This is a genomic window from Brachybacterium sp. GCM10030252 (assembly GCF_042666535.1).
In the GTDB taxonomy this organism is placed as follows: Bacteria; Actinomycetota; Actinomycetes; order Actinomycetales; family Dermabacteraceae; genus Brachybacterium.
This window is the reverse complement of record NZ_JBHTDM010000003.1, coordinates 41,564-65,611: the sequence shown is the minus strand read 5'-3', so window position 1 is coordinate 65,611 and position 24,048 is coordinate 41,564. Positions and strand designations below refer to the sequence as shown.

The window sequence follows — 24,048 nt, the reverse complement described above, 5'->3', positions numbered from 1 at the left end:
GAAGCCCAGATGCAGATCGAGTTCGGCTGGTCCCTGGACAACGCCGCCTGGGCGGACGGCTCGGCGGCGACGGGGACGGTGCGGATGGGGCCGCGCTCACTGGTCCATCTGCTGCAGACGCGGCTCGCGCTGACCCGCCCGGACGTCCACCCGGCGGTGCGCATCGCGCAGTACTCCCGGGCGATCGCCGCCGCCGATCACCCCTGGCCGCGCGCCTCCTTCGCCGCGGACCCGTGGGCGACCTCGGCGACCCTGCTGACCTGGCGGGACGCCGCCGTGGTGGCCGGGGCCGAGCTCCGGGGCCATTCTGAACTGCCTGCGCGCATCGATGCCCTGCGCAGCATCGAGGAGCAGATCCGCGGGGCCGACGGGTCCGCGAGCGGGGGCCCCGCTCTCGCCCTCTCCCCCGGTGCGTCCGACGATCTGCGCGAGCTCGTCGACCTGCTCGAGTCCGTGGTGGCGAGCGGGTCGCCGTGGCCGCTGGGCATCGAGATCATCCGCTGCCACGAGGATCCGCAGCGGCTGCCCGGGCTGTGGGGACGCCTGCTGATGCTGCTGGAAGCCGCGGGCGTCGCCCTGGTGCGGCCGGCCCCCGGTTCCGGTGCCGGCGACGCGGGCCGGCCGGAGCTGGTCATCGTCGAGGCGGAGGACGAGTGGGCGGCCGCCGAGACCGCCGCCCGGTACCTCGCCGGCCGCGCGGCCGAGCCCGCTCCCGTCGGCAGCGCCCCGTCGCTGCAGGTCCTCGCCACCGCGGACACCGTCCTCCTGGACCAGGAGCTGCATCGTCGCGGCCAGGCGGCCCTCGGGGTCGCCGAGCCGTCGGCCGATCGCACCGCGCTGCAGATCCTCCCCCTCTACCTCTCGATCGCCATCGCCCCCGTGGACGTGCAGCAGCTCGCGGCCTTCCTCGATCTGCGGGTGCTCGATGCGCCCGAGGACGATCGCGACCCCGTCGGCCTCGTCCCGCGGCCCGTGCGACGCGGCTTCCTGGACGCGCTCGCCCAGGAGCCCGGCACCGGCGGCCCCGCCTGGAACGCCGTGCTCCAGCAGCTCGCCGCCGACGTCCAGGGGGCCGGCCCCGAGGAGCGGCCCCGGGCCGAGACCGCCCTGGCCACCGCGCAGTCGCTCTCCGACCTGGTCACCTCGCCCCTGCAGCCCGAGACGCTGACCCCGGCCCGGCTGCGCGAGGCGACTGCGTGGCTTCAGACGCGGCTGCGCAGCCTCGGCCAGGGCGATGCCGGACTGCTGCGTGCCTCGGCGCATCTCGCGGTCTTCCACGACGTGCTAGACACGCTCCCCGCCGGCCACGTCCTGGGCCGCCGGGAACTCGCCCAGATCCTCGAGGCCGCCGGCGGCCGCGCCGCCTCCCCCTTCGCCCGGCCGGAGGCCACCGCCGCGTGGCGCACCTGCACCCGGCCCTCCCAGCTGCTCCCGCGCGGCGGGGACGTGCTGTGGTGGGGAGCCGACCGCCACGATGCCGCCACCGGCGTGACCTGGGACGACGCCGAGGTAGGCGCGCTGGTGGAGCTGGGGGCGCGCATCCTGGACCCGGCCCACGTGGCCGCCCTGGAGACCGAGGCCGGCCTGCGCGGGCTCTCCGGCGCCGACCGCCTCATCGTCGTGCGCACCCGTACCCGCGCGCAGAAGGCCACCGCCCCGGCCTCCCTCCTCGCCCACCTCGCGGCGGAGCGGGCCGGGGTCGGCGAGGATGTCGCCGCGGTGCTGTCCCGCCACACCCACGCGCCCGCCGATGCCATCGGCCACGGGGTCTGGGAACTCGCCGGGGCGCGCCGCGAGCTCAGCATGCCCGCCCGGACCCGGCCCCCGCAGCTGCCCGGGACGCTGACCAAGCACGCCGGCCCCGCGCCGCACCTGCTGCCGCGCTCCCTGTCGTACTCCCAGGCGGAGAACCTGCTGGGCTGCCGGCAGAAATGGACCTACCGCTCCGGGCTGGGGATCCGCCCCGCCTCGGTCTCCAGCGTGCCCACCGGCAACCAGATGATCGGCACCCTGGTGCACGCGGTGGTCGAGGATCTCGTGGACACCGCCCGAGCCGCGGGCCGGATGGGCCCGCCCACCGGCGAGGAGATCGGCGCCGCATTCGACGCCAAGGTCCCCCAGCTCGCCTCGGAGCTGCTGCTGCCCGGCCGCGAGGTCGAGCTGACCACCACCCGCGAGAACGCCGTCACCTCCCTGCAGGAGTTCTTCGCCCGGCTGGTCGAGGCGGGGCTGACCATCACGTCGGTCGAGTCGAGATTCGAGGAGACCCTCACCCTGCATCTGCGCAGCGGTGACGTGGACGTCCCGTTCACGGGCTTCCGCGACGTGGTCGCCGAGGACTCCGCGGGCCGGCCCACGGTGATCGACCTGAAGTGGACGGCCGCCGCCACCAAGTACCCCGACCTGTTCGAGACCGGCGAAGCGCTGCAGCTGGCCTCCTACGCCTGGTCGCTGCACCGCCAGGACGCCGAGGTCGGCTACTACCTGCTCAAGCAGGGCGAGTTCGTCTCCGCCAACCCGGCGCTGGATCCCCACGGCCGGCCGACGCTCGACATCGACGCCGCCTGGTCCACGACGACGACCGGCATCACCGAGGCGCTGGACGCGATCCGCGATGGCGAGGTCGACGCCGCCTCCGGACAGATCCTGCTCGATGCCGGCCAGGATCTCGCCACCGCGCGCACGACCGCCAAGAAGACCTACGAGAAGGCCCGGGAGGCGGCCCGCGCCGACGGTGGGATCGTGGTCGACGCCCGCTGCGACTTCTGCGATTTCGCCCTGCTGTGCGGGCTGAGAGGCGACGACTCATGAGCTTCACCCTGATCAATGCCTCCGCCGGCTCCGGCAAGACGTACACGCTGACCCGCGAGCTCGCCCAGCGGATCGCCGCGGGCCTGGATCCCTCCCAGGTCATCGCGACCACCTTCACCGTCAAGGCGGCCGACGAGCTCGCCCAGCGCGTGCGCTCCACCCTGCTGGACCGGGGCCAGATCGAGGCGGCGCGCGGCATCGACAGCGCCCTGCTGGGCACGGTGAACTCGGTGGCCGGCCGCCTCGTGACGGAGTACGCGCTGGACGCCGGGATCTCCCCGGACGTCGAGGTCCTGGACCAGACCACGCAGAAGGCCGCGTTCTCCGCCGCCATCGCCCGCACGGCCGCCGTGGCCGGGGCCCGCTGGGCGGCGATGCTCGCGCGCACCGAGCACGACGGCGACGAGAACGACACCGGGTTCGGGGTGCGCAAGCAGGCCTGGCGCGGCCGGGTGAAGGACGTCGCCGACGCCGCCCGCACCAACCTCCTCGGCGCCGAGGAGCTGCGCGCCGCCGCCCCGGCCTCGTGGGAGGAGTTCCGGGCCTCGGCCGGGCTGCCGGAGCCCGGCGAGGACCTGCGCTCTCGCTGGCTGCACCGGCTGGGGCAGTGCCTGGAGGACCTCGAGGCGGACCTGACCGCCTCCGTCGGCCCCGACGGCGAGCCCGTGCGCGGCGGGCCCATCGCAGCGCGCAGCGTCCCCGGGGCCCGCAGCGACCTCGAGGCGCTGCGGACGCTGCAGCGCCGGCTCGCCGATCAGGGCCGGGCCCCGTGGTCGAGCTGGCTGAAGCTCGCCCGCGGCGCCGAGACCGATGCGAAGGGGAAGTCCCGCGGAGCCTTCCGCGCGCCGGCGAACCAGGCGCTGATGCCGCTGTCGATCGAGATCTCGGAGACCTTCGCCCAGAACCCTGCCTGGCAGCAGGACCTCCGGGATCTGATCACGCTGATCCTGGAGACCGCGGCGGAGTCCCTGGAGGCCTACGAGGACTACAAGCGCGAGCTGGGCCTGATCGACTTCATCGACCAGGAGGTGCGCGCCCTGCGCCTGCTCCAGGAGTCCCCGCGCGTGCGCGCCTCCGTCGCCTCGAGGTTCCGCCTGCTCGCGGTCGACGAGTTCCAGGACACCTCCCCCATCCAGCTCGCCCTGTTCCTCGAGCTCTCCCAGCTGATCGAGGAGAAGATCTGGGTGGGTGATCCCAAGCAGGCCATCTACGGGTTCCGCGACGCCGACCCGCGTCTGATGGGCGACATCATCGCCGCGCTCGAGGGCGGTGGCACCGTGTTCGGGCAGGGCACGGTCGAGAACCTGTCCCACTCCTGGCGTTCCCAGGAGCTGCTGGTGCGGCTGACCAACGCCGTGTTCACCCCCGTGTTCGCACCCGACGGCGGGGACACCTCGCGCATCACCCTGTCGATCCCGCCGGCCCGCGCGGCCAGCGCCGGCGACGGCGCCCTCGAGGTGTGGGAGGCCAGGAAGCAGCGTCGAGGTGTGCTCGGGGCCGACAAGCATGCCGCGATGATCGCCGAACAGATCCGCCGCCGGATCGAGGACGGCACCTTCACCCCCGCCAGCACAGCTGTCCTGGTGCGCAGCAACGCTCAGCGCAGTGCCGTCGTCGCCGCCCTGCAGAGACGCGGTGTGCCCACCGCCGGTGCCGCCCATCCCCTGCTGGCCACCCGCGAGGCGCAGCTGGTGCGCGCGGCCCTGGCCGTCACGCTCGACGGCAGCGACACGCTCGCCCTGACCGAGCTGGTCACCCTGCTCGAGGATCACGCTGCCCATGACAGCTGGTTCCGCGACCTGATGGCCGCTCCCGACGCGGAGGCGCGCCGGGCGGTCTTCGCCACCTGGTGGAACGACGACTCCCTCGCCGGTCTGCGCGAGGTGCGGCGGGCCTGCATCGGCTTCACTCCCGCCGAGATGATCAGCGCCCTGATCGACGCCCTCGACCTGCCCCAGCGACTCAAGAGCTGGAGCGAGCAGGGCTCGCGCCGCCGCACCCTGGATGCCCTGCGGTCGCTGGCCGAGGAGACCACGGCCCGGCGCCGCGCCGAGGGCTCTCCGGTGACCCTGACGGGCCTGCGGGCAGATCTGGACGCCTGGGAGGAGGGCCCCGATCTCTCCGGGCTGCCCGACGCGGTCTGGGTGGGCACCATCCACGGCGCGAAGGGCCTGGAATGGGACCACGTCGTCACCTACCTGGCCGCTTCCGAGAAGGAGCGCGACCACGCCCACGGCGTGCTGGTCTCGACCCCGGGCGACATCGACGTGACCTCCCCGCTGGCCGGCCGCACCTTGCGCTTCTGGCCCGAGGTCCCCGCTCCGCAGGAGATCGCCGAGAATCTGGCGGCCTCCGAGTTCGCCACCCGCCGCGCGAGGGCGGAGGCCGAGGAGGCGGGCCGCCTGCACTACGTCGCCCTCACCCGCGCCGCCCGTACCGCGGTGCTGGCCGTCCCCGGTCCGGCGACGGTGCTGGACGGGCTCGTGCCGCCGCAGGCCGCGGCGGCAGCCTCACCCTCTGCCGCCGCCTCCGGCGGCGCAGCAGGAGGCTCCGGCGCAGACGCAACCGGCGCAACTGGGGAAGCTGGGGTAGCCGGGACAGCCACCGTCGGCGAGCCGGCGCAGCTGGTGCGCTGGTCCGACGACGCCATCACGGTCCTCGGCACGGCGGACCCGCTGCCCGCTCGTGTGACCCGGGTCGACATCGACGAGCTCATGGATACCGTGCCCACGAAACTGCCGCCCGGGGAGGACCCGCTGGCCGCGACCGATGTGCCCCTGCGGCCCGAGCAGACCGCCGCAGCAGGTGTCGTGCACTCCGCCGCGCGCTTCCAGGCCTCGGCCACAGACTCGGCCGACACCCTCGGCGAGGTGGCCCCACCCCGGTCCATCGGCCCCGCTCTGGTCTCCGGCGGCGGCCCGCAGTGGGAACGGGTCGGCGAGGCGGTCCACGCGTACCTGGCACTGCCGCTCGCGGCGCTCTCTGCCGAGCAGCGCGAGGCGGCCGCCGAGCGGCTGCTGGAGCGCTGGTCCGTGACCCGCACCGTCGGCCCATCGGTGCTGCTCGAGGCCGGTGCCTCCTGGGCTTCGTTCCTCGCTGCCGAGTTCCCCGGCGCCGTGCAGCTCACCGAGCAGCCCATCACCTGGTGGAACGAGGACGCGCAGGTGATGGAGGGCTGGATCGACACCCTGCTGCGACTTCCCGACGGTGACGTCGTCCTCGTCGACCACAAGAGCTACCCCGGCACGGACCCCGTCACCCACGTGCGCGAGCAGTACCTCGGCCAGATGTCCACCTACTCCCGCGCCCTCACCGCAGCCGGCACCCGGCCCCAGCGCATCCTCATCCACCTGCCCCTGCGCGGAGAGGTCGTGGAGGTGATGTTGCATGAGCACGCCCGCTGACCGCGGCAGGTCCGCTGACCGTGGCAAGCCCGCCGTCCGCAGCGAGCCAACTACCCGCGCCAGACCAGCAGAAGGCGGCGGAGGGCCGCCCGTGCTGTCGATGGAGGAGGCGACGGCCCGCGCGCTGACCCTGCTCGATGAGGCGATGCGGTCCGGGACGCGCCGTCTGCTCGGCATCGCCGGGGCACCCGGCGCCGGGAAGTCCACGCTCACGGATGTGCTGATCGAGCAGCTGCCCGCCGGGTCCTGCATCGTCGTCCCCATGGACGGCTTCCATCTGGCGGACGTCGCGCTCGAGCGACTGGGCAGGCTGGAGCGCAAGGGCGCTCCGGACACCTTCGACGCCGCCGGCTACGTGGCGCTGCTGCAGCGGCTGCGCACCGCGCGTCGGCAGGATCCGCCGGTGTGGGCGCCGATGTTCGAACGCGACCTCGAGCAGCCCCTGGCCGGAGCGATCGAGGTTGCCGGCCACGTGCCGCTGGTGATCACCGAGGGCAACTACCTCCTGGCCGACGATGCCTTCGCCCATGTGCGCACGATGCTCGATGCCCGCTGGTTCGTGGAGACGCCCGACGAGGTACGTCACGAGCGCCTGATCGCCCGCCACGAACGGTTCGGCAAGAGCCCCGCCCGGGCCCGCGACTGGGCGCTGGGGCCGGACGAGGCCAATGCCCGCCTGGTCGCCGCCACGCGGGACCGGGCCGATGCCGTCGTGCGCTGCGGCTGACCGGGCCTGCCGATCAGCGCCCGCCAGCGCTCGCCGAGCCACGAGCCCGGTCCTGCCCGAGCCAGTTGTCCAGCACGTTCCGGTCGGTCTCCCCACGCCCGCCGGAGCACCCCCTCTGAGTGGCCGTTAAGGGCACCTCAAAGCGGCCTCACTGCGGGGGTGCTCGACGTGGAGCGGCCTCACAACGAGGATGCTCGACGTGGAGCGGCCCCACAACGAGGATGCTCGGCATGGGGGCACGTCGGTGCCGGCCCTGGCAATGGCTCCGCGGCGTGCGCTGCGGCTGACGCCGGTCAGCGGGTGCGCACGGAGCGCACGAACGCTGCCGAGCGCTCCTGCAGCCCCGCGATCTTCTGCTCGCGGTAGTACTCCAGCAGTGCCGGGTCCTCGGTGCGGATCTCGACCGGGGTCGGCGCCCGTCGCACGTTCTTCGAGCAGCGGAAGTCCGCGCAGATCGCGGTGCCGATGGAGTTGCCGCGCCGGCCGGAGTCCCCGGCGAGCGGGGCCACGAAGGACGCGGCGTGGAGGCCGTCGATGACGTCCTCGCACCACGCGCACAGCATCTTGCGGGTGGGAGAGGTGTCGTTGCCGCGCAGCAACAGGCAGGCCACGAAGCCGTCGACCTCGAGGGCGACGTAGTGCAGACGGGGACGCTTGGCGTCCTGCCAGCCGAGGTAGTCCAGCTGGTCCCACCGGACCTGGGCGAGGTCGGGCAGGCTCGCCCGCTTGGCGTCGCCCTTGCTGGCGTTGACGAAGGAGCTGCGGATCTGGGACTCGGTCAGGGGGTTCATGGGTGTGTCCTCACGACGGGCGCGCGGGACCGCCCCGTACTCGGACGGGTGTCCCTGCGCGCGGGAGAGTGTTCAGGTGAGCGTCGTGGTGGCGTGCGGGCACGCCGAGGTCACACCGAGCAGGCCGCGTGGGCCGCCCCGCTTCCTGCATGCGTCGTGGGCATGCTGTGCTCCTCTCCCGTCATGGACGCGGACACGCTACGCCCGGCGTGGGCAGCCGGCAACCCGATTGAGGCGCGCATCGCCCCGCCAGGGCCCGAAGGTTCCGTTGCTGCTGCCCGCCACGGGTCGACACCGCCGTCGTTGTCGTTATGGCGTACGCATAGCGACCACTACGGCGGTGTCGGCGCCAGGATCACACGGACAATCCCCGGGACCAGGCGATGATCTCGCCGGGATCAGACGGACATCCCCCGGGATCAGGCAAGCATCCCTGGGGATCAGACGGACGCTGCCCGGGGTCAGGCGATGATCTCGCCGAGCTCGGCGAGATCGGTGTCGGTGAGCTCGAGCGTCATGGCGCGCGCGGAATCGACGATGGACTCCGGGCGGCCCGCGCCAGGGATCGGGACCACGTGCTCGCCGAGGGAGAGCTCCCAGGCGAGGACGACCTGCTGCGGGCTGACGGCGTGGGCCTCGGCGATGCGCTGGATCTGCGGGAACCGCTCCCCCACGGCGCGGGCGCCGCCGCCGGTGCCGCCCAGCGGCGACCACGGGACGAAGGCGATCCCGTGCTCACCGCAGTGGCGCAGCTCGCCGGCGCTGGTATGGAAGAACGTGGGCGAGAACTGGTTCTGCACGGCGGCGAGACCGCCGTCGCCGAGCACCTCGCGGGCCACGTCGATCTCCTCGACGTTGGCGTTGGAGATACCGATCTCGCGGATCAGGCCCTCCTCGCGCAGGGCGGCCAGGGCCTCGACGCCCTCGGCGTAGCGGATGCTGCGGTCGGGCCGGTGCCAGTAGTAGAGGTCGACGCTGTCGGTGCCCAGAGCGTTCAGCGACTTCTCCAGCGCGGAGCGGAGGTAGGCGGCGGAACCGTCGCGGCCGCTGACCTCGCCCTCGCTGCGGGTGATGCCGCCCTTGGTGGCAAGGGTGATCGCGGAGCTGTCCCCGCTCCAGGAGCCCAGGGCCTCGGCGACCAGCTTCTCGTTGTGGCCCATCGTGTCCCAGCTGGGGGCGTAGATGTCCGCGGTGTCGATGAGGGTGATCCCGGCGTCGAGGGCGGCGTGGATGGTCGCGATCGCCTGCTCGTGCGGGACGGGCTCGGAGCGGCCGAAGGAGACGGGCATGGCGCCCAGTCCGAGGGCGGAGACGGTCAGGGATCCGATGCGGCGCGTGGGTGCAGTCATGGGAGGATCCTATGTCTCAGCTCACAGCGCGGGGACTCAACTGCGCGGCTGCGTGGACTCGCGCTCGATGATCCGTGAGCGCAGCAGCGTGGTGGAGGGGTCCTCGTCGGGGTTGGCCATGCGCTGTCCGAGCATGCGAGCCGCGGCCCGGCTGGTGGCGCGCACCGGCTGGTGGACGACGGAGATCGACGGGGTGACCAGGCGAGTCCACAGATCGTCGTCGGTGGCCAGCAGCGCCGGCACCTCGCTCTTGCCGCGCACCGCCTCGAAGGCCCCGGCGGACATGCGGTTGTTGGTGACGTAGACGCAGTCCGCCGCGGCGCCCTCGAGGATCTGCTCCATCATCGCGGTGCCGGATTCAACGTGGAGGTCACCGCGCAGCACGGCGGAGTCGTCCACGTCGACGCCGGCCTCGCGCCATGCCGTGAGGTACCCGGCCACGCGGTCCTCGGTGGTGCGCAGGTCCGTCGGCCCTGCGATCACGGCCGGGCGGCGGAAACCGCGCTCGTGCAGATGGCGGGCGGCCTGGCGGCCGGCGTCGAGGTTGTCGGTGGCGACCAGGTCCGTGTTCGCCCCCTCGATCCAGCGATCCACGAGCACCACCGGGATGCCGGCATCGGCCAGCGGCGTCAGATCGGTCAGGGTGCTGTGGACCGGGACCAGCAGCACCCCGGAGACGTGCCGACCCACCAGCTGGGCGAAGCATTCGCGCTCGACCTCGAGGTCGTCCTCGGTGTGGGCGACCGTCACCGAGTGGTTCCGGCCGCGGGCGATCCGCTCCACCTCACTGATGATCTGGGTGAAGTAGGGGTTCTCCGCATCCGGCGCGACCACGGCGATCTGCGAGGTGCCGCCGCGGCGCAGGGACCGGCCCATGGCGTTGGGCACGTACCCGGTCGAGCGGACCGCCGCCCGCACTCTCCGGGTGAGCTCCTTGTCGACCGTGGAGGCACCGTTCATCACCCGCGAGACCGTCGCCGAGGACACCCCCGCTGCGCGCGCCACGTCCATGATCGTCGGCCGTGGCGTCACCATGTGCTTCTCCTGGGTCGTTCCGGTGGTCCGGTCGGTTCATGCCCTCTTCGGGCGGCGACGGGAGAGCCCGTGCCCGTCGCTCGGTCCCGGACGTCGCTCAGTCCTGGACGATCTCGGCATCGCCGCACAGGTGCACGATGACCCCGAGACGCTCGAAGAAAGCTGCCTTCGCGGTCAAGGCGCGGTCGGCCGCGCCCTGGTCATCAGCGTAGACGAGCTGGGCATGGTTGGCCTTGTGCCGGCCCATGAACTGGTCACGGCTCACGCCGTGCAGCACCACGTTCGCGATCGGCCACTCGGGGTTGGTGAGCTCCTTGCGGCGGCGCACCTCCTCCTCGGGCAGCTCGACGACGCTGCCGCGGCCGAGGTCGACGTGCAGGCCGCCGTCCTGGATGTAGACGCGGGACCAGACGATCTCGCCGGGCTTGGAGACGCCGTTGATGGTCGAGCCGCCGGCAGGGAAGAACGCCGGGCCCTGCCGGCAGCCTTCCGCGTCGGCGTAGCCGCGAGGGAAGTGACTGGGCGGGACGGAGCCGGAGATCTCGTAGACCCACACGTACTGCCCGTCGTACTCCTCGCCCCAGCGGACGTCGTGCAGCGTGGTGGCGGGGTCCATGCCCATCGCGGTCCACAGGCGATTAGTGACCAGCGCATCGACGGCCACGCCCTCGTCGACCTCGTTGAAGTTCGGCAGGGCCTGGCCCTCCCACAGCACGCGGGAGCCGTCACGGCTGGTCACCGGGGGGCGCTGGACGTTGTTGAGCAGACCTTCGACGAGGTCCGAGGCCGGGGTGACGTCCTTGAGTCCCTGCTGGTACTGGATGCCCACGGCGTCCAGGCCGAAGTCGTCGCTGATCCGCAGCGCCGCGATGTACATCTTGTACTGCCCGCGCAGCTGGTTCTCGGTGAGCTCGGTGGCCTCGTCGGTGCCGAGTCGGAACGTCATCCCGGCCTCCTGCAGCCAGGCGCCGACGGCGTCGGCCTCCTCGTCGGTGACCGTCTGCATCTCGGCCCACAGGGCGGACTGCGAGAGCCGCTCCTTGTAGATGCCCAGCGGGTTGAGCATCTCGTCGTCGATGATCGCGTTGTACATGCCCATGCAGCCCTCGTCGAATATGCCGATGATGGCCTTGTCGGCGCGGAGCTGATCGGCCAGGGCCCGGCCCAGCTCGACCTCGGCATTGGCGGGCAGGGGCGGCAGCGGACGCACGTGGCGCTCGTCGTGCTCGAGGCGGCCGGTGGAGAGCCAGGTGGCCACGCCCTCGCGGAACCAGTCGTCGGTGCCGTCGACCGTCCAGAGGGTGGAGTACTCGCGGCCCATCTTGGTCAGGCCGCCGTTGAGGTTCAGCAGGCCCACCAGGCCCGGCCACTCGGGCGCGAAGTTCGCCACCGTCAGGATCGGGCCGCGGTGGCTGCGCAGCCCGGCGAGGACGTGGTGGCTGTACTGCCAGTTGGCGGTGGCCACGATCAGCGGCGCCTCGGGCGGGATGTGCTTGAACACCTCGATGCCCATGCGCTGGGAGCGGATGAAGCCGTGGCCCGCCTCCGGGTCCGGTTCGAAGCCGCGCCGCACCTGCCCTCCGGCGGCGCCGACGGCGTCGGAGACGAGACGCTCGAGCTCCTGCTGGAACGGCCAGGCGGGGAGGTTCGCGCTCTCGCGCGAGTCACCGCTGGGGATGAGGTAGACGGTGTTCTCCGGGGCGGGGGCGACCTCGCGGGGCGCCGGGAGGTCGTAGTTGCGCTGGGCGGCGGTGGTGGTGGTCATGAGCGCTCTCCCGAGTTGTGGTCGGTGCGGGCGGGACCGGCGGGGCTGTGGGGAGCGGCGCCGGATCCCAGGTGGATCTCCATGTCCTCGAACGTCGGGGCCGACGGGCGGGCCGTGGCGGGCCGGTCGAGGTAGAACACGGCGGTGGAGGCGATGTCGTCGCGCAGCGGCAGGTAGCGCCCGGCGGACTTCCACCCCAGCGCCTGGATGTCCACGCGCGGCAGGCCGGTGGAGAAGTGGATCGGGTCGGCGATGTGCCAGCGGTACATGCCGAAGCGCTGCTGGGCGATGTAGAGACCGTCGGGCCGGATCACCTGCGGCATGCCCAGGTACGGGGTGGAGAAGGCGGTGTACCCCTGGCCGGGGATGTCGAAGTTCCAGGCGCCGCCGAAGTAGTCCTCGGTGCCGGTGCCGGCGATCGTCGGGAAGCCACCGTCCCGGCCGCTGGCGAGGTCGTCGTCCATGTAGAACTTGATCTCGCCCTCGCCCCACCAGCCGTTGGAGTTCACGCCCCAGGCGATGTAGGTGCCCACGTACTGTCCGTGACCCTCGACGTCCTCGAGCAGCACGTGCTCGGTGGCCTCATCGAGGGGGTTGGAGCGCCGCCATTGGGCGTGGAAGTAGGCGTCCTCGCTGTGGTCACCGCCCAGCTCGTAGGTCACCTGGTAGTAGACGCGGGCGTCGGCGTCGGCCGTGTTCTCGAGGGTCAGGCGCGCGCCCTCGCAGAAGGGCATCGGCCAGTACGAGTTGAAGCCGCCGTGCGGATTGGCGGCGACCATCTGCGAGTCGACCTGCGAGAACACGCCCCAGCCGTTGCAGAAGAAGTCGCCGTAGGGGACTTCGACCGCGGGCTCGTCGCTGCCGTCCCAGTAGGCGCGCACCACCAGGTGGCGCCAGTGGTCGGTGTGGGTGGTGATCCAGATGTGGGTGATGACGCCGGCGGAGTCGATGTCGGCGAGGGTGAAGGTCTCCCCCGCCTTCACGTCGACGCTCGGCGAGACCTTCCAGCCCTGCCCGAGATCGCGCGCGGCCTCCGCGCCGGTGCCGTCGGTGGCGCGGCCTCCGCCGCCCGGGGAGCCGTCGAAGTTCTCGGGACTGATGGAGCGGGTCTGCACGGGACGCAGGCGGGCGACGGGGCTGGGAAGGTGGGTCACGCGGGTACTCCCTGGGAGTCGGATCAACGGTGATTCGTCGTCGGGGCCCCACCCCGCCATATCGCAGGGAGGAACCGGAGCAGAGGACGGCGGGTGGGAAACGATTACTGGCACGATACGAGAGGCGGCGCGCACCGTCAATCCACCCGGGCCCGGGTGCGGGGGGGTGGAGCCCGACAGTGGTCCACGAGCCGTGGTTGACGCCGATCGCCCCTGCCTCTACCGTAGCGATAAATCGATTACTGACGACGGCCGGGCATAGACGCCGGAGCGGACGCCCATGCTCCCTCCTCCAGACGGCCGAGTCGAGACCTCCGCAGCTTCGCCACCGCACCGCGGCTGCGCCACGACGACGTGTTCCGAGGAAGGCCACGTGCAGACCTCCCCACGCCACGGAAGGCGACCATGAGAACCCACCCTGCGAGCAGAGAACCTCTCCTCAGCCGGCGGAACCTGCTGCGCGGCGGGGCCGCGACGGCCGCGGGCGCCGGCGGCGCGCTGACCATCGGCGGCTGCGGCTCCGCCGGCGGTGCAGGCGCGTCCGACCCGATGCAGTTCTGGCAGTTCTACGCGCCCATCGATCAGCAGGATCCGAACCTCGTCGCCCAGAACGACTGGTTCCTGAACGTGCTGAAGACCTGGGAGGACGCCGGCGGCCGACCCGTCGAACCGGTCTACATCCCCGGCTACACGGATCCGACCAACACCCGGTTGGTGACTGCCTTCGCCTCCGGGGCCGGACCGGACATCTTCCTCATCTCCCCCGGCGATTTCCTGCGCTACTACAACGGCGGCGTACTGGTGGACCTCGCTCCGTACATGAGCCAGGAGGCGATCGACGACTTCTACCCCCAGGCGCTGGCCACCCGCACCGTCGGCGACGGCATCTACGGGCTGCCCATGGAGCAGGAGCCGCTGGCGATCTTCTACGACGTCGCCACCTTCGAGGAGCACGGGCTCTCCGAGGGCGACCTGCCGACGACCTGGGACGAGATGCTCGAGCTCGGCAAACGCATGACCGGCGGCGAACGCGCCGGCCTGGTGCTGGAGACCCTGCCGGGCTACTACCAGAACTTCACCTTCTACCCCTGGCTGTGGCAGGCCGGCGGGGACGTCATCGACGTCGAGAGCCAGCGCCCCGTCTTCGACAGCGAAGCCGGCATCCAGGCTCTCCAGCTGTTCCAGGACGCCATCACCAGCGGTGCCGCTCCCCGCACACGCCCGGCCAACGGCGACATCGTCAGCGCTCTGACCGGCGGCTATGCCGCCATGTGGCAGGGCGGCATCTTCGACGTGGAGGCGCTGCGCCAGAACGCGCCGGACTACGAGTACGGCGTCTTCTCGCTGCCCGCCCCACCCGGCGGCGAACCCGTGACCACGCTGGGCGGCTGGGCCTGGTGCGTCAATGCCCGTGGCCGCGACCCCGAGGCCGCCGCCCAGCTCACGGTCGAGGTGATGGGCTCGATGAGCCAGGACTCGATCGACGCCGGCGTCCAGTGGAATGGCGTCGCCAAGGGCAACATCCCCGCCCGCACCTCGGTCACCGAGGCGATCGGGGATACCGGCGCCTTCGAGGAGCCGATCCTCCAGCAGTTCCGCGACGAGATCCTCCCCACCGGCCGCGCCGAGCCGCGCTTCCCACCGGTCATCTACAAAGCCGTCTCCAACGCCATCCAGGCCACCCAGCTGGGCGGCGCCGACCCTGCCGAGGAGGCCGCGACCGCACAGGACGCGATCGAGAGCTACCTCGAGACCTACGAGGGAGGGCCCCTGCTGTGAACACCGTCCGCCTCGCCCGCACCGCGGGCACCGCCACCGGGACGGGGACCTCCCGGCCCTCCACCCTGGGCAACACCCGGGCGCGCCGGGAACGCCGCGCCGCCTTCTGGTTCCTCCTGCCCGACACCCTCGGCCTGCTGGTCTTCGTCGCGGTGCCGATGGTGCTCGCCATCGTCCTGGGTTTCTTCCGGGTCGACGGCTTCGGGTCCTTCGACTTCATCGGTGTGGACAACTACGTGCGCATGATCGGCGACCCGCAGTTCTGGTCCAGCGTGCGCGTGACGCTGCTGTACCTGGTCGCCGTGGTCCCCCTGATCTTCGTGTTCGGCCTGGGGCTGGCGCTGCTGGTCCAGCAGAAGCTGCCCTTCGTCGGCCTCATCCGCAGCGCCCTGTTCGTGCCCTACGTGGTCAGCCTCGTGGTGGTCGCGATGGTCTGGCAGTTCATGCTCGCCGACCGGGTCGGCGTGCTCAGCCGGATGCTGGGCCTGCTCGGCTTCGAGAACATCTCCCCGCTGGGACAGCCCAACCTGGCGCTCGGCACGGTGGTGGTGGTGACCGTGTGGTTCCAGATGGGCTACTACATGATCATCTTCCTGGCCGGGCTGCAGGACATCCCCGGCGAGTACTACGAGGCGGCACGCATCGACGGCGCGAGCGCCTGGCAGCGCTTCCGCCGCGTCACCCTGCCGCTGCTGCGGCCGACGAGCTTCTTCGTGCTGATCACGTCGACCGTGGCCGTGATGACCGGCGGGCTCGACCTCATCTTCGTCCTCACCGGCGGCGGCCCCGCCGGTGCCACGTCCCTGCTGATCTTCTACATCTACGAGCAGGCCTTCCTGTTCGGTGAGCTCGGCTATGCGGCCGCCATCGGCTCCGTGCTGGTGGTCGCCATGCTCGCCTGGTCCGCCGTCATGTTCGCTCTGACCAAGGGAGGTCGTTTCGAATGAGCGACGCAGTCTCCACCCCGCACCCCTCCCCCGCCCACCGGGCCGAGCCGCACCGGGCAGGATCCGTATCCGACCGGCCCGCGATGAGCCCGAGCCGCCGGCGACGCTGGACGCCGACGACGACGCTCCTGTTCATCCTCGGCGTGCTGCTGGCGCTGATGACGATCTTCCCGCTGGTCTGGATGGTCACCGGTGCCTTCAAGCCCGCCGCCGAGGTCAACGGCTCCGCGCTGCTGCCCTCGGAGCCGACGCTGGAGAACTTCACCTACGTGTTCACCCAGGTGCCGTTCCTGCGGTACATGTTCAACAGCTTCATCGTCTCGGCCGCGGTGACGGTGCTGGCGCTGTGGTTCCACTCGATGGCGGCCTACGCCCTGGCCCGGCTGCGCTTCCCCGGTCGCGAGACGATCTTCCTGCTGATCTTCTCGACCCTGCTGGTGAGCCTGCCGGTGATCCTGATCCCGACGTTCGTGGTCGTCCGCACCCTCGGCATGGTCGACTCCTATGCCGGCCTGATCATCCCGGCGATCTTCAACGCCTTCGGCATCTTCCTGCTGCGCCAGTTCTACGTCTCCCTGCCCGCCGAGCTCGAGGAGGCGGCGCTGGTGGACGGCGCCAGCTACTGGCGGATCTACCGCAGCGTGATCCTGCCGCTGTCCCGCCCGATCCTCTCGGCCCTGACCGTGTTCTTCTTCCTCACCAACTGGAACTCGTTCGTATGGCCGCTGACGATCACCTCGGATCCGGACCTGCGCGTGGTCCAGCTCGGCATCGCCACGTTCCAGCAGCAGTACGCATCCGACTGGAACTACGTGCTGGCCGCCTCGACCGTGGCGGCGATGCCGACGCTGCTGATCTTCTTCTTCTTCCAGCGCCAGATCGTGGAGTCGATCAAGTCCTCCGGGTTCAAGTAGGCCCGGCGCGGGTCGGGCCCCGGCGATCGCGTCAGAAGGCCGAGACGATGAGGTAGATGATGCCGACGAGCGCGAAGGCGATCACGGACTGCAGCGCCTGCTGGACGGTCCAGGTCTTCAGCGTCGTCTTCACGTCCATGTCCAGCAATCGGCCCACCAGCCAGAAGCCGGAGTCGTTGACGTGGCCGGCGAAGACCGAGCCCGCCGCAGTGACCAGCACGATGCAGGCGACCTGCAGCGAATTGAAGTCGCCCGCGATGACCGCCGGGGATGCGAGGCCGGCGGCGGTGACCAGGGCGACGGTCGCGGAGCCCTGGGCCAGTCGCATGATCACCGCGATCAGGTAGGCGGCGATGAAGACCGGCAGCCCGATGCCGCCCAGGGAGTCGGCCAGGGCATCTCCGATGCCGGAGGCCTGCAGCACGCCGCCGAACATCCCGCCCGCGCCGGTGATCAGCACGACCGAGCAGATGGGGCCGAGCGCGGAGTCCAGCACCTTCTCCAGGGCGGAGCCGCTCTCGCCGCGCCGGTGGCCGAGCACGAACGTCGCCACGATCACGGTGATCAGCAGCGCCATCGCCGACGTTCCGAGGAAGGACAGCACAGCGACCCACGTCGCGTCGGCATCCACCGCGCCCACCGAGCCCAGGGCGTCCAGACCGGTGTTCATGAGGATCAGCAGCATCGGCAGCAGCAGGAGGGCGATGACGGTGCCGACGGCCGGCGGGGCGGCGGGCTGGTCGTCGTCGACGGTGCCGAAGATGGTCGGCACCGGGAGCGGGACGCGGGCGGCGACGATGCGGCCCCATACGGCGCCTGCGGCGTACCAGAGCGGGAAGGCGATGAGGGCGCCGATCAGCAGCACCAGGCCCAGGTTGGCCTCGTAGAGCTCGGTGGCGGTGACCGGGCCGGGGTGCGGGGGCAGGAAGACGTGCATCACCGAGAACGCCGCCGCGGTGGGGATGGCATAGAGCAGCACGGAGCGGCTGGAGAGCCTGCGAGCAACGGCGAAGACGATCGGCAGCATCATGACCAGGCCGGCGTCGAAGAACATCGGGAACCCGAGGATCAGTGCCGAGATACCCAGCGCGAAGGGGGCGCGCTTCTCGCCGAAGGTGTCGATCATGCGGTCGGCCAGAGCCTTGGCGCCCCCGGAGTGCTCGACGAGGCGGCCGAGCATCGCGCCCAGGGCGACGAGGATGGCGACCGAGGCCAGCGTGGACCCGAATCCCTCGGACATGGTCTCGTAGACCGCCGCCATCGGTACGCCGGCGGCGATCGCGGTGAGCGCCGAGACCACCACCAGGGTGATGAACGCATGTACGCGGAAGCGCATGATGAGGATGAGGATCAGGGCGACCGCCGCGGCGGCGATGCCGAGCAGCGGACCTGCTCCCAATGTCTGTGTCCAGTCGTCCATGTGAATCTCCGTCGATCACCAGCCGGACGGTGTGCTGCGAGCCCGCTGCCTCACACCGGATAACACGGTGAGCCTGTCATACGGACCGGACACAAGTCGCGCATTCGGCATCGACACGTCAGCCGTCGCTCAACCGCCGCCCCACCGTTCCCGGACGATCGCGAAGAGCGAATCGCGACGGCGCCGGCGGTGCTCCCCCAGCAGGGGCAGAGTCGGATTGTGCGGCAACCGCGCCGCGTCGACGAAGAACCCGAGGATCCCGACGAGGACATCGGTGCCCATCCTCCGGGGGTGTCCGTGGCGAGCGAGCACCTCATCGACACGATCGTTGACCCGCAGGGTGCCGTCGACGTCGTCGATGCTGGAGAGCAGCTGGAGGGCGTCGGAGACACGGCTGCCGCGGGAAGCGTGGGCCCAGTCCACCAGGCTCACGTCGCCGTCGTCGGTGATCAGCATGTTGTCGGCGCGCACGTCGGAGTGGGAGAGCGTGTCTCCCGCCAGGGCGTCGATGCCGCGGAGTGCTGCGGCGCGCAGGGCGTCGAGACGCTCGGCGAGCCACGGATCCAGGTCCTCCGGCGGATTCTCGGCGACGCGCTCGAAGCCGAGCATGTCCGGCCCGAGATGCTCCGGCACCGTGGGCAGGCCGGCCACCGGGCACGGCGTGGTGGCTGCCTGCAGTGCCTCGAGCGCCGCGAGCACCTGGTCCAGCTGCCGGGCTGTCCACGGCTGCTGCGGCAGGGAGCCGGGCGCGGCCTCGGTCACCAGCACGAACCAGTCGCCGTGGTCGAAGGCGTCCACCAGGCGGGGCACCGGGGCCTGCGTCGGCATCTGCTCGAGCACCGCGGTTTCGGCGCGGTTCAGTGCCGGTGAGTCGGGGTTGTCCTGCTCGCGGACGGCTTTGACGAACAGGCTGCGGCCGGAGGCTCCGCTCAGGATCTCGGCGCTGCTCGGGGAGAACCCGCCGCGACACGAGTGGGTGTGGACCACGGGTTCACCGAGCAGCTCCTCGAGGCGCCCGCGCAGCGAGATATCGAGGTCCGTCCAGGTCAGTCTCGGGGTCATCGGCCCACCTTTCCACGGGCCGGCGAAGACCGCACCGTCTTTTCGGCGGACCGCGTCAGACGTCGACGATGCCGGCGGCGGTGGGCCGGAACAACTCGTCAGCCAGGTAGAACGGCCCCGCAGCGACCTCGAAGTCGACGTGGAGCCATTCGACGGGGCCGGCTCGGCATTCTTCGATCGCCCGACGGACCAGCTCGCGCCCGATGCCTGAGCCCTGATGGTCAGGGTGCACGGAGGTGTCGAGCAGGAACGCGTGCCGGCCCCCATCGGTGACGACATTGCAGAAGCCCACCAGGTCCGAGCCTCTGCGCGCCGTCACCCACCCCAGCGAGTGCCGTTGCAGCCGTTCGACCCACGGCTCCATCTCCTCGGCGTGCGCGAAGGCTGCGGCGTGCAGGGAGGCGACCTCCTGATCGGAGACGTCGTCACGCCAGGCGTAGTTGAGCGGCTCCATCGTTCCCATGGCGATCAGTGTTCCGCAGGCCGGCCCCGCGACCTGTGGGCCCCTCGATGTTCGGCGCCCGGCGGGCATACCGAATCAGGGGCAACGGCGGATGCTGCGCGGTGGCGTGCGCGCCAGGGACGGCCGTACCGGTAACCGGTCTGTGCTGCCTCGTGCGACGGATCGAGATCAGCGAGGACGACCTGGGGCGCCCCGTCCTCCGCGCCGCGAGCCAGCCACCGGGCGTCGGCGGAGGCGACGCCCGAGCGAGGGTGGCCGGGTTCGAGGCCGGGCGCGGCGAAGGCGATCCACATCTGGGTGAGCAGGGCGTGCGCGAGCGGGCGCTGTTCGTCCAGCGAGTCCGGGTCCGTGCTGTAGCTGGCCAGGAGCACGCAGTCAGCACCCATCGCTTCGTACTCGATGAAGACCTCCGGGAGCCCGGCCTCGATGCACAGCGCGCACCCGAATCTGAGCCCCTCGACCTCGAACGTCGTCGGCCGAGTGCCCGCGGCATAGAGGAACGAGCTCTCCGTGGTCGAGAGGTACCGCTTGTCGTAGCGGTCCACGATCACCCCGGCGTCACTGATCACGTGCAGGCTGTTGGAGGGACGCCCGCCCTCAGACGACGGGTGAACAGATCCGACGACCGTCCACAGCTCGAGTTCGCCGGCCAGCTGCGCGGTCAGTTCGAGTTCGCGCGCGAGGACGTCCCACGCCACGAGTGCCCAGTCGGCGTCCGCAACCTGCGCGGGATCGCTGGAGATGAGCCGCTTGTGGGGATACCCGGACAGCGCCCCTTCAGTGAACAGGACCAGGCGCGCCGAGCCGGCTGCCGCGACGCGCATCAGCTCCCGGACCTCGCGCCCCTGCGCGGCGATCGAGGCCGCGTCGAACCTCTGGGTCCCCAGTCCTTGCGCCACTGCAATGCGAACCATGGGCCCATGGTCGCCGACTCGGACCGTCTCCGCCCCCGTCCCGCGTCTCACCGGGTGCATGCCCGTCCGAGTCGTGTCACCAGCTCGTGGCGGACTCCCTCGATATCCAGCGCCCGCACGATCCGGTGCGGCCCGTCGGGATCCGGGTCGAAGTCGGTGCAACCGTCCGCGCCGTCGATGCGGATCCGGCCGCGCTCGAACCGGAACAGCTCGGGCGCGACCATCGTCAGCACTGCAATCGGGTCGTGCGGCGTGTTCCAGTCGTGCCCGATCACGGACCAGTACCGGTGCACCTCGCCAAGGAGCAGCTGTCCAAGTTCACCGTCGAGACCGGTCAGGTCGGCCTCCGTCAGCCGGACCTGCTCGGTGATCTCGAGGCCGACGGCGGTGAGCTCGACACCGGCATCGAACACCACGCGGGCGGCGTCGACGTCGGAGCGGATGTTGTGGTCCGTGCGCCCGTCGAAGGCGCCGCCCATCATGGTGATCTCTCTGATCGCGCACCGAGGATGCTCGAGAGCCGCGGCCACGTTCGTGAGAGGGCCGATCGGGACGACGTGGCCGCCGGCTGCCAGCACATCCACCGCGCTGACGTTCTCCGCGAACTCCTGCTCGTCCAGGTCCTCGATGGTGGAGCCCTCGTGCCCGGCCCACCACGCGGGCTTGCCGGACCGGGTCTCGGCGAGGCCGGCCGCGATGATCGGGGCGGCCCGCCCGGCGGAGGCGAAGACCTTCGCCACCAGGCGGGCCCGCAGCTCCACGTCGCCGTAGACCGTCGTGACCGCAGTGGCGTTCAGCTCGGGGAACCCAGGATGACCGCGAGCGCCAGGAGGTCGTCGACGTCGGTACCGATGTCGGTGTCGAGCACCAGCGACATACCGTCGGTCTCTGCCATCAGTCAGTCCCTCTCCGTTCTTCGGCCCGACGGCAGTCTGCTATCGGTCGTAGGCATCTCGGCGGTGCGCTGCCCGGACGATCGTCACCGTGAGCTCTTCGTCGAGCACGTCGTAGATGACCCGATAATCACCGGCCCTGATCCGCCACGCCGTCCGCTCACCGACCAACTTCGTGGCCCCGTGGGGCCGTGGATTCGCAGCGAGGTCCTCCACGGCCGCGAGGACACGTTCCCGCGCCGGCCTCGGCAGCTTTTTCACCTGGCGCGCGGCAGCGCTCGTGAAGACGACTCGGTACCTCACAAGGCGATGTCGCGGCGCAGGTCGTCGAGGTCGATGCGCTCCCCGTCATCAGCCGCCTTGGCTTCTCGATACGCAGCGACATCCTGAGCCATCTCGTACTCCTCGAGCACCTGGAAATCTGCAGGGCTCACCAGGACTGCTGCGAGCTTTCCATTGCGCGTCACGCCGATTCGTTCCCCTCCGTACATCGTGCGGCCGAGCACGTCGGCAAGCTGGCGCCGGAGCTCTCGTGTGGACACTTCACTGCTCATGCTGTTCTCACCGCTCGACATGCAGCCACTGTAGCGCTACCGGTCACTGTGTACACACGGAACGCAGCGATGGGAGGCCTCAGTTCTCGAGCATCAGCCCGAAGCCCGGGGTCTGCGGGAGCACGATCTGCCCGTCCTGCAGCGAGTACGCCGAGGCGTCGACGCCCTCGGTGGTGCCGGGAACCGCCTCGACCACGGGCACGCTGCCGAGTCCGGCCGCCAGGTGCGCGGCGTACAGCGTCTTCAGCGGGTGCCCCCACGCGTGGGGCGAGGCGACGACGCCGATCTCGCGGACGGTGGGCATGAGGCGCCGCCAGGCGGTGAATCCAAAGGAGAGCACGTCCATCAGCAGTACGTCCAGCAGCCCGTCCCGGGCGAGATCGAGCACGTGGTCGACGTCGGGGTCGTACTCCCCATCGGCCACCATGACGTTCGAGCCGCTGCGGTCCCGGTGCGCTCGAACCTGCTGCAGACCCTCGGCGTGCTCGGCGAAGGGCTCCTCGATCCAGTACAGGTCGCAGTCCTCGACCTGTTCGAGAAACCGCAGGGTCTGCTCGGGGGTATAGCCGTCGTTCATGTCGACCAGCAGGCGGGCGTCCGGGTACGCCTCGCGCACCGCGCGGACGACCTCGAGGTCCCGGGCCAGCCCCGCCTCGGAGGGCATCCAGCGGTTGCCCCGGCCGATCTTGAGCTTGAAGGCGCGGTATCCGGCGTCCCAGTCGGCGGCGCAGGAGGCCAGCACGCCGCTTACGCCGCGCGGGGAGTCGTCGGGGTCGAGATCATCGAAGTAGATCGCGCCGGAGTAGCAGGGCACGGGCGCGGTGCCGAGCCCGCCGAGCATCTGGTGGACGGGCACGTCGAGGATGGTGGCGGCGAGGTCGTGCAGCGCCACGTCCAGCGGCAGTGCCGCCGAGTCCAGCACGCCGATGGCCGGGTCGAAGATCTCCTCGATGGGCGCGCCGACGCACGCGGTGAAGTCCGCCTCGGGCCCCTCGTACATGCCCCAGCCGACGTGCCCGGAGTCGGTGCGTGCCACGACGGCGAGCGCCGTCGGCCCCTCACCGTGCGCGCCGAGGCGGGCATTGCGGCCGATGGGGCGCGGGTAGCGGCTGCGGATCGGCCGGGTCTCGACGGCGGAGAGGCGGCGGCCGGTCAGATCGGTGGGGTTCATGCGCGGATCTCCAGGTCTCGGATGGTCAGCCCGCCACGGTCCCAGCCGCCGCCGGTGATCCAGGTGCGGGCAGGGTTCTCGGGGTCGGTGACGATCTCGGCGCAGTGCTCGTCGAGGTCGACGTCGACCTGCCCGGCGTCCTCGAAGTGCAACGGGTCGCGCGAGTAGTAGGCCAGGGTGCGGTCGTACTCCCCCGATTCGCAGACGAACAGCAGCCAGCCGTCGCCGGCGCGGATGACGAAGGGCGACTCCGTCGGCCCGCCGACGGTGCCGGAGACGGTCGAGCGGTAGGCGACCGAGGGCTCCGACCAGGTCACCAGATCAGTGCTGGTGCGCACACCGACCTCGTGGAAGCCGCCGGTCGGCTCCGAGGTGCGGGTGCAGTAGAGCAGCCAGCGCTCGCCGTCGCGGAGGACCATCGGGTCGCGGGCGTCGTAGCCGTCGGCGAAGAGCGACCCGCCCTCGTGATGGGTCCAGGTGAACAGATCGGCGCTGATGGCGAGCTCGATGCGGTAGTCGGCGTGGTCTGCGCGGCCGCCGCAGTAGAACATCCAGTAGCGGCCGTCGTGGTGGATCACGTGGGGTGCCCAGACGTGCGTCTCGCCGATCTCCGTGCGGGCGTGGAGCACCGGGTCGTGGATCGTCCACTCACTGCCGGTCAGGTCCGGGGCGGTGGCGTGGAGGAAGAGGTTCTCCCCCAGCGGATCGGCGGGTTCGGGATGCCAGATCCCGAAGACATGCCAGGTGCCGTCCGCGTCCCGGATGAGGGTGTGGTCGTTGATGTACCAGGGGTCCTCCGCCGACGGCGAGGCGTCGAGCAGGCGACGCTTGGTGCCGGGGATGAGGCGGACTGGTGCTGGGGGCACGGATGCTCCTCGTCGAGCAGGTGGCGGCG

General features: G+C 71.1%; 20 protein-coding genes. 6 read left to right on the top strand and 14 right to left on the bottom strand.

The window, feature by feature from the left end; genetic code table 11:
• Positions 1 to 9: 9 nt before the first annotated feature.
• From ACFQRJ_RS00310 to ACFQRJ_RS00300, 3 genes are all read left to right on the top strand, one after another.
• Entirely contained in the window at positions 10 to 2,811 is a 2,802-nt protein-coding gene (locus tag ACFQRJ_RS00310; RefSeq protein ID WP_377015836.1) for a PD-(D/E)XK nuclease family protein, read from the top strand.
• On the top strand, positions 2,808 to 6,215 hold the full coding sequence (locus tag ACFQRJ_RS00305; RefSeq protein WP_377015833.1) for a UvrD-helicase domain-containing protein: 3,408 nt from the start codon (positions 2,808 to 2,810) through the stop codon (positions 6,213 to 6,215). The genes ACFQRJ_RS00310 and ACFQRJ_RS00305 overlap by 4 nt, the downstream gene beginning before the upstream one ends.
• A gap of 100 nt (positions 6,216 to 6,315) precedes the next feature.
• Positions 6,316 to 6,942 carry a nucleoside/nucleotide kinase family protein gene (locus tag ACFQRJ_RS00300; RefSeq protein ID WP_377016369.1) on the top strand — a complete coding sequence of 209 codons (627 nt, stop codon included), beginning with the start codon at positions 6,316 to 6,318 and terminating at the stop codon, positions 6,940 to 6,942.
• 293 nt (positions 6,943 to 7,235) lie between these two features.
• Here ACFQRJ_RS00300 and ACFQRJ_RS00295 read toward each other — a convergent pair whose 3' ends face one another.
• The 5 genes from ACFQRJ_RS00295 to ACFQRJ_RS00275 form a co-directional block, all read right to left on the bottom strand.
• On the bottom strand, positions 7,236 to 7,733 hold the full coding sequence (locus tag ACFQRJ_RS00295) for an FBP domain-containing protein (protein ID WP_377015830.1): 498 nt from the start codon (positions 7,731 to 7,733) through the stop codon (positions 7,236 to 7,238).
• 461 nt (positions 7,734 to 8,194) lie between these two features.
• Positions 8,195 to 9,082, bottom strand: a complete 888-nt coding sequence (locus tag ACFQRJ_RS00290; protein ID WP_377015828.1) for an aldo/keto reductase — start codon at positions 9,080 to 9,082, stop codon at positions 8,195 to 8,197.
• Positions 9,083 to 9,118: 36 nt separating this feature from the next.
• Entirely contained in the window at positions 9,119 to 10,117 is a 999-nt protein-coding gene (locus ACFQRJ_RS00285; protein ID WP_377015825.1) for a LacI family DNA-binding transcriptional regulator, read from the bottom strand.
• A 97-nt stretch (positions 10,118 to 10,214) separates the two neighbouring features.
• Complete coding sequence (locus ACFQRJ_RS00280; RefSeq protein ID WP_377015822.1) at positions 10,215 to 11,882, bottom strand: fucose isomerase; 1,668 nt, start codon at positions 11,880 to 11,882, stop codon at positions 10,215 to 10,217.
• Positions 11,879 to 13,036 carry a glycoside hydrolase family 172 protein gene (locus ACFQRJ_RS00275; RefSeq protein ID WP_377015819.1) on the bottom strand — a complete coding sequence of 386 codons (1,158 nt, stop codon included), beginning with the start codon at positions 13,034 to 13,036 and terminating at the stop codon, positions 11,879 to 11,881. Before ACFQRJ_RS00275 ends, ACFQRJ_RS00280 begins: the two co-directional genes overlap by 4 nt.
• A gap of 405 nt (positions 13,037 to 13,441) precedes the next feature.
• On the opposite strand from ACFQRJ_RS00275, the gene ACFQRJ_RS00270 reads away from it, so the two are divergent.
• Genes ACFQRJ_RS00270 through ACFQRJ_RS00260 form a run of 3 tightly spaced genes read left to right on the top strand, consistent with a single transcriptional unit; the run spans position 13,442 to position 16,676 of the window.
• Entirely contained in the window at positions 13,442 to 14,815 is a 1,374-nt protein-coding gene (locus tag ACFQRJ_RS00270) for an ABC transporter substrate-binding protein (protein WP_377015816.1), read from the top strand.
• Complete coding sequence (locus ACFQRJ_RS00265) at positions 14,812 to 15,762, top strand: carbohydrate ABC transporter permease (RefSeq protein WP_377015813.1); 951 nt, start codon at positions 14,812 to 14,814, stop codon at positions 15,760 to 15,762. The genes ACFQRJ_RS00270 and ACFQRJ_RS00265 overlap by 4 nt, the downstream gene beginning before the upstream one ends.
• Positions 15,759 to 16,676 (top strand): carbohydrate ABC transporter permease, encoded by a 918-nt coding sequence (locus ACFQRJ_RS00260; protein WP_377015810.1) that lies wholly within the window; start codon positions 15,759 to 15,761, stop codon positions 16,674 to 16,676. Before ACFQRJ_RS00265 ends, ACFQRJ_RS00260 begins: the two co-directional genes overlap by 4 nt.
• A 31-nt stretch (positions 16,677 to 16,707) precedes the next feature.
• On the opposite strand, the gene ACFQRJ_RS00255 is transcribed toward ACFQRJ_RS00260, so the two are convergent.
• The 9 genes from ACFQRJ_RS00255 to ACFQRJ_RS00215 form a co-directional block, all read right to left on the bottom strand.
• Positions 16,708 to 18,096, bottom strand: coding sequence for a GntP family permease (locus ACFQRJ_RS00255; RefSeq protein ID WP_377015807.1), 1,389 nt, complete (start codon positions 18,094 to 18,096; stop codon positions 16,708 to 16,710).
• A gap of 129 nt (positions 18,097 to 18,225) precedes the next feature.
• Complete coding sequence (locus tag ACFQRJ_RS00250) at positions 18,226 to 19,158, bottom strand: phosphotransferase (protein WP_377015804.1); 933 nt, start codon at positions 19,156 to 19,158, stop codon at positions 18,226 to 18,228.
• Positions 19,159 to 19,213: 55 nt separating this feature from the next.
• A complete protein-coding gene (locus tag ACFQRJ_RS00245) occupies positions 19,214 to 19,621 on the bottom strand; it encodes a GNAT family N-acetyltransferase (protein ID WP_377015801.1) in 408 nt (135 codons plus the stop codon).
• A gap of 5 nt (positions 19,622 to 19,626) precedes the next feature.
• Complete coding sequence (locus ACFQRJ_RS00240) at positions 19,627 to 20,535, bottom strand: carbon-nitrogen hydrolase family protein (RefSeq protein ID WP_377015798.1); 909 nt, start codon at positions 20,533 to 20,535, stop codon at positions 19,627 to 19,629.
• A gap of 47 nt (positions 20,536 to 20,582) precedes the next feature.
• Positions 20,583 to 21,296, bottom strand: coding sequence for a nucleoside hydrolase (locus ACFQRJ_RS00235; protein WP_377015795.1), 714 nt, complete (start codon positions 21,294 to 21,296; stop codon positions 20,583 to 20,585).
• A gap of 174 nt (positions 21,297 to 21,470) precedes the next feature.
• Positions 21,471 to 21,731: a type II toxin-antitoxin system RelE/ParE family toxin gene (locus ACFQRJ_RS00230; protein ID WP_377015792.1), complete on the bottom strand. Its 261-nt coding sequence runs from the start codon at positions 21,729 to 21,731 to the stop codon at positions 21,471 to 21,473.
• Positions 21,728 to 22,003: a type II toxin-antitoxin system Phd/YefM family antitoxin gene (locus tag ACFQRJ_RS00225; RefSeq protein ID WP_377015789.1), complete on the bottom strand. Its 276-nt coding sequence runs from the start codon at positions 22,001 to 22,003 to the stop codon at positions 21,728 to 21,730. Before ACFQRJ_RS00225 ends, ACFQRJ_RS00230 begins: the two co-directional genes overlap by 4 nt.
• Positions 22,004 to 22,061: 58 nt before the next feature.
• Positions 22,062 to 23,153: a mandelate racemase/muconate lactonizing enzyme family protein gene (locus tag ACFQRJ_RS00220; protein ID WP_377015786.1), complete on the bottom strand. Its 1,092-nt coding sequence runs from the start codon at positions 23,151 to 23,153 to the stop codon at positions 22,062 to 22,064.
• A complete protein-coding gene (locus ACFQRJ_RS00215; RefSeq protein WP_377015783.1) occupies positions 23,150 to 24,019 on the bottom strand; it encodes a glycosyl hydrolase family 32 in 870 nt (289 codons plus the stop codon). The genes ACFQRJ_RS00220 and ACFQRJ_RS00215 overlap by 4 nt, the downstream gene beginning before the upstream one ends.
• Positions 24,020 to 24,048 lie beyond the last annotated feature (29 nt).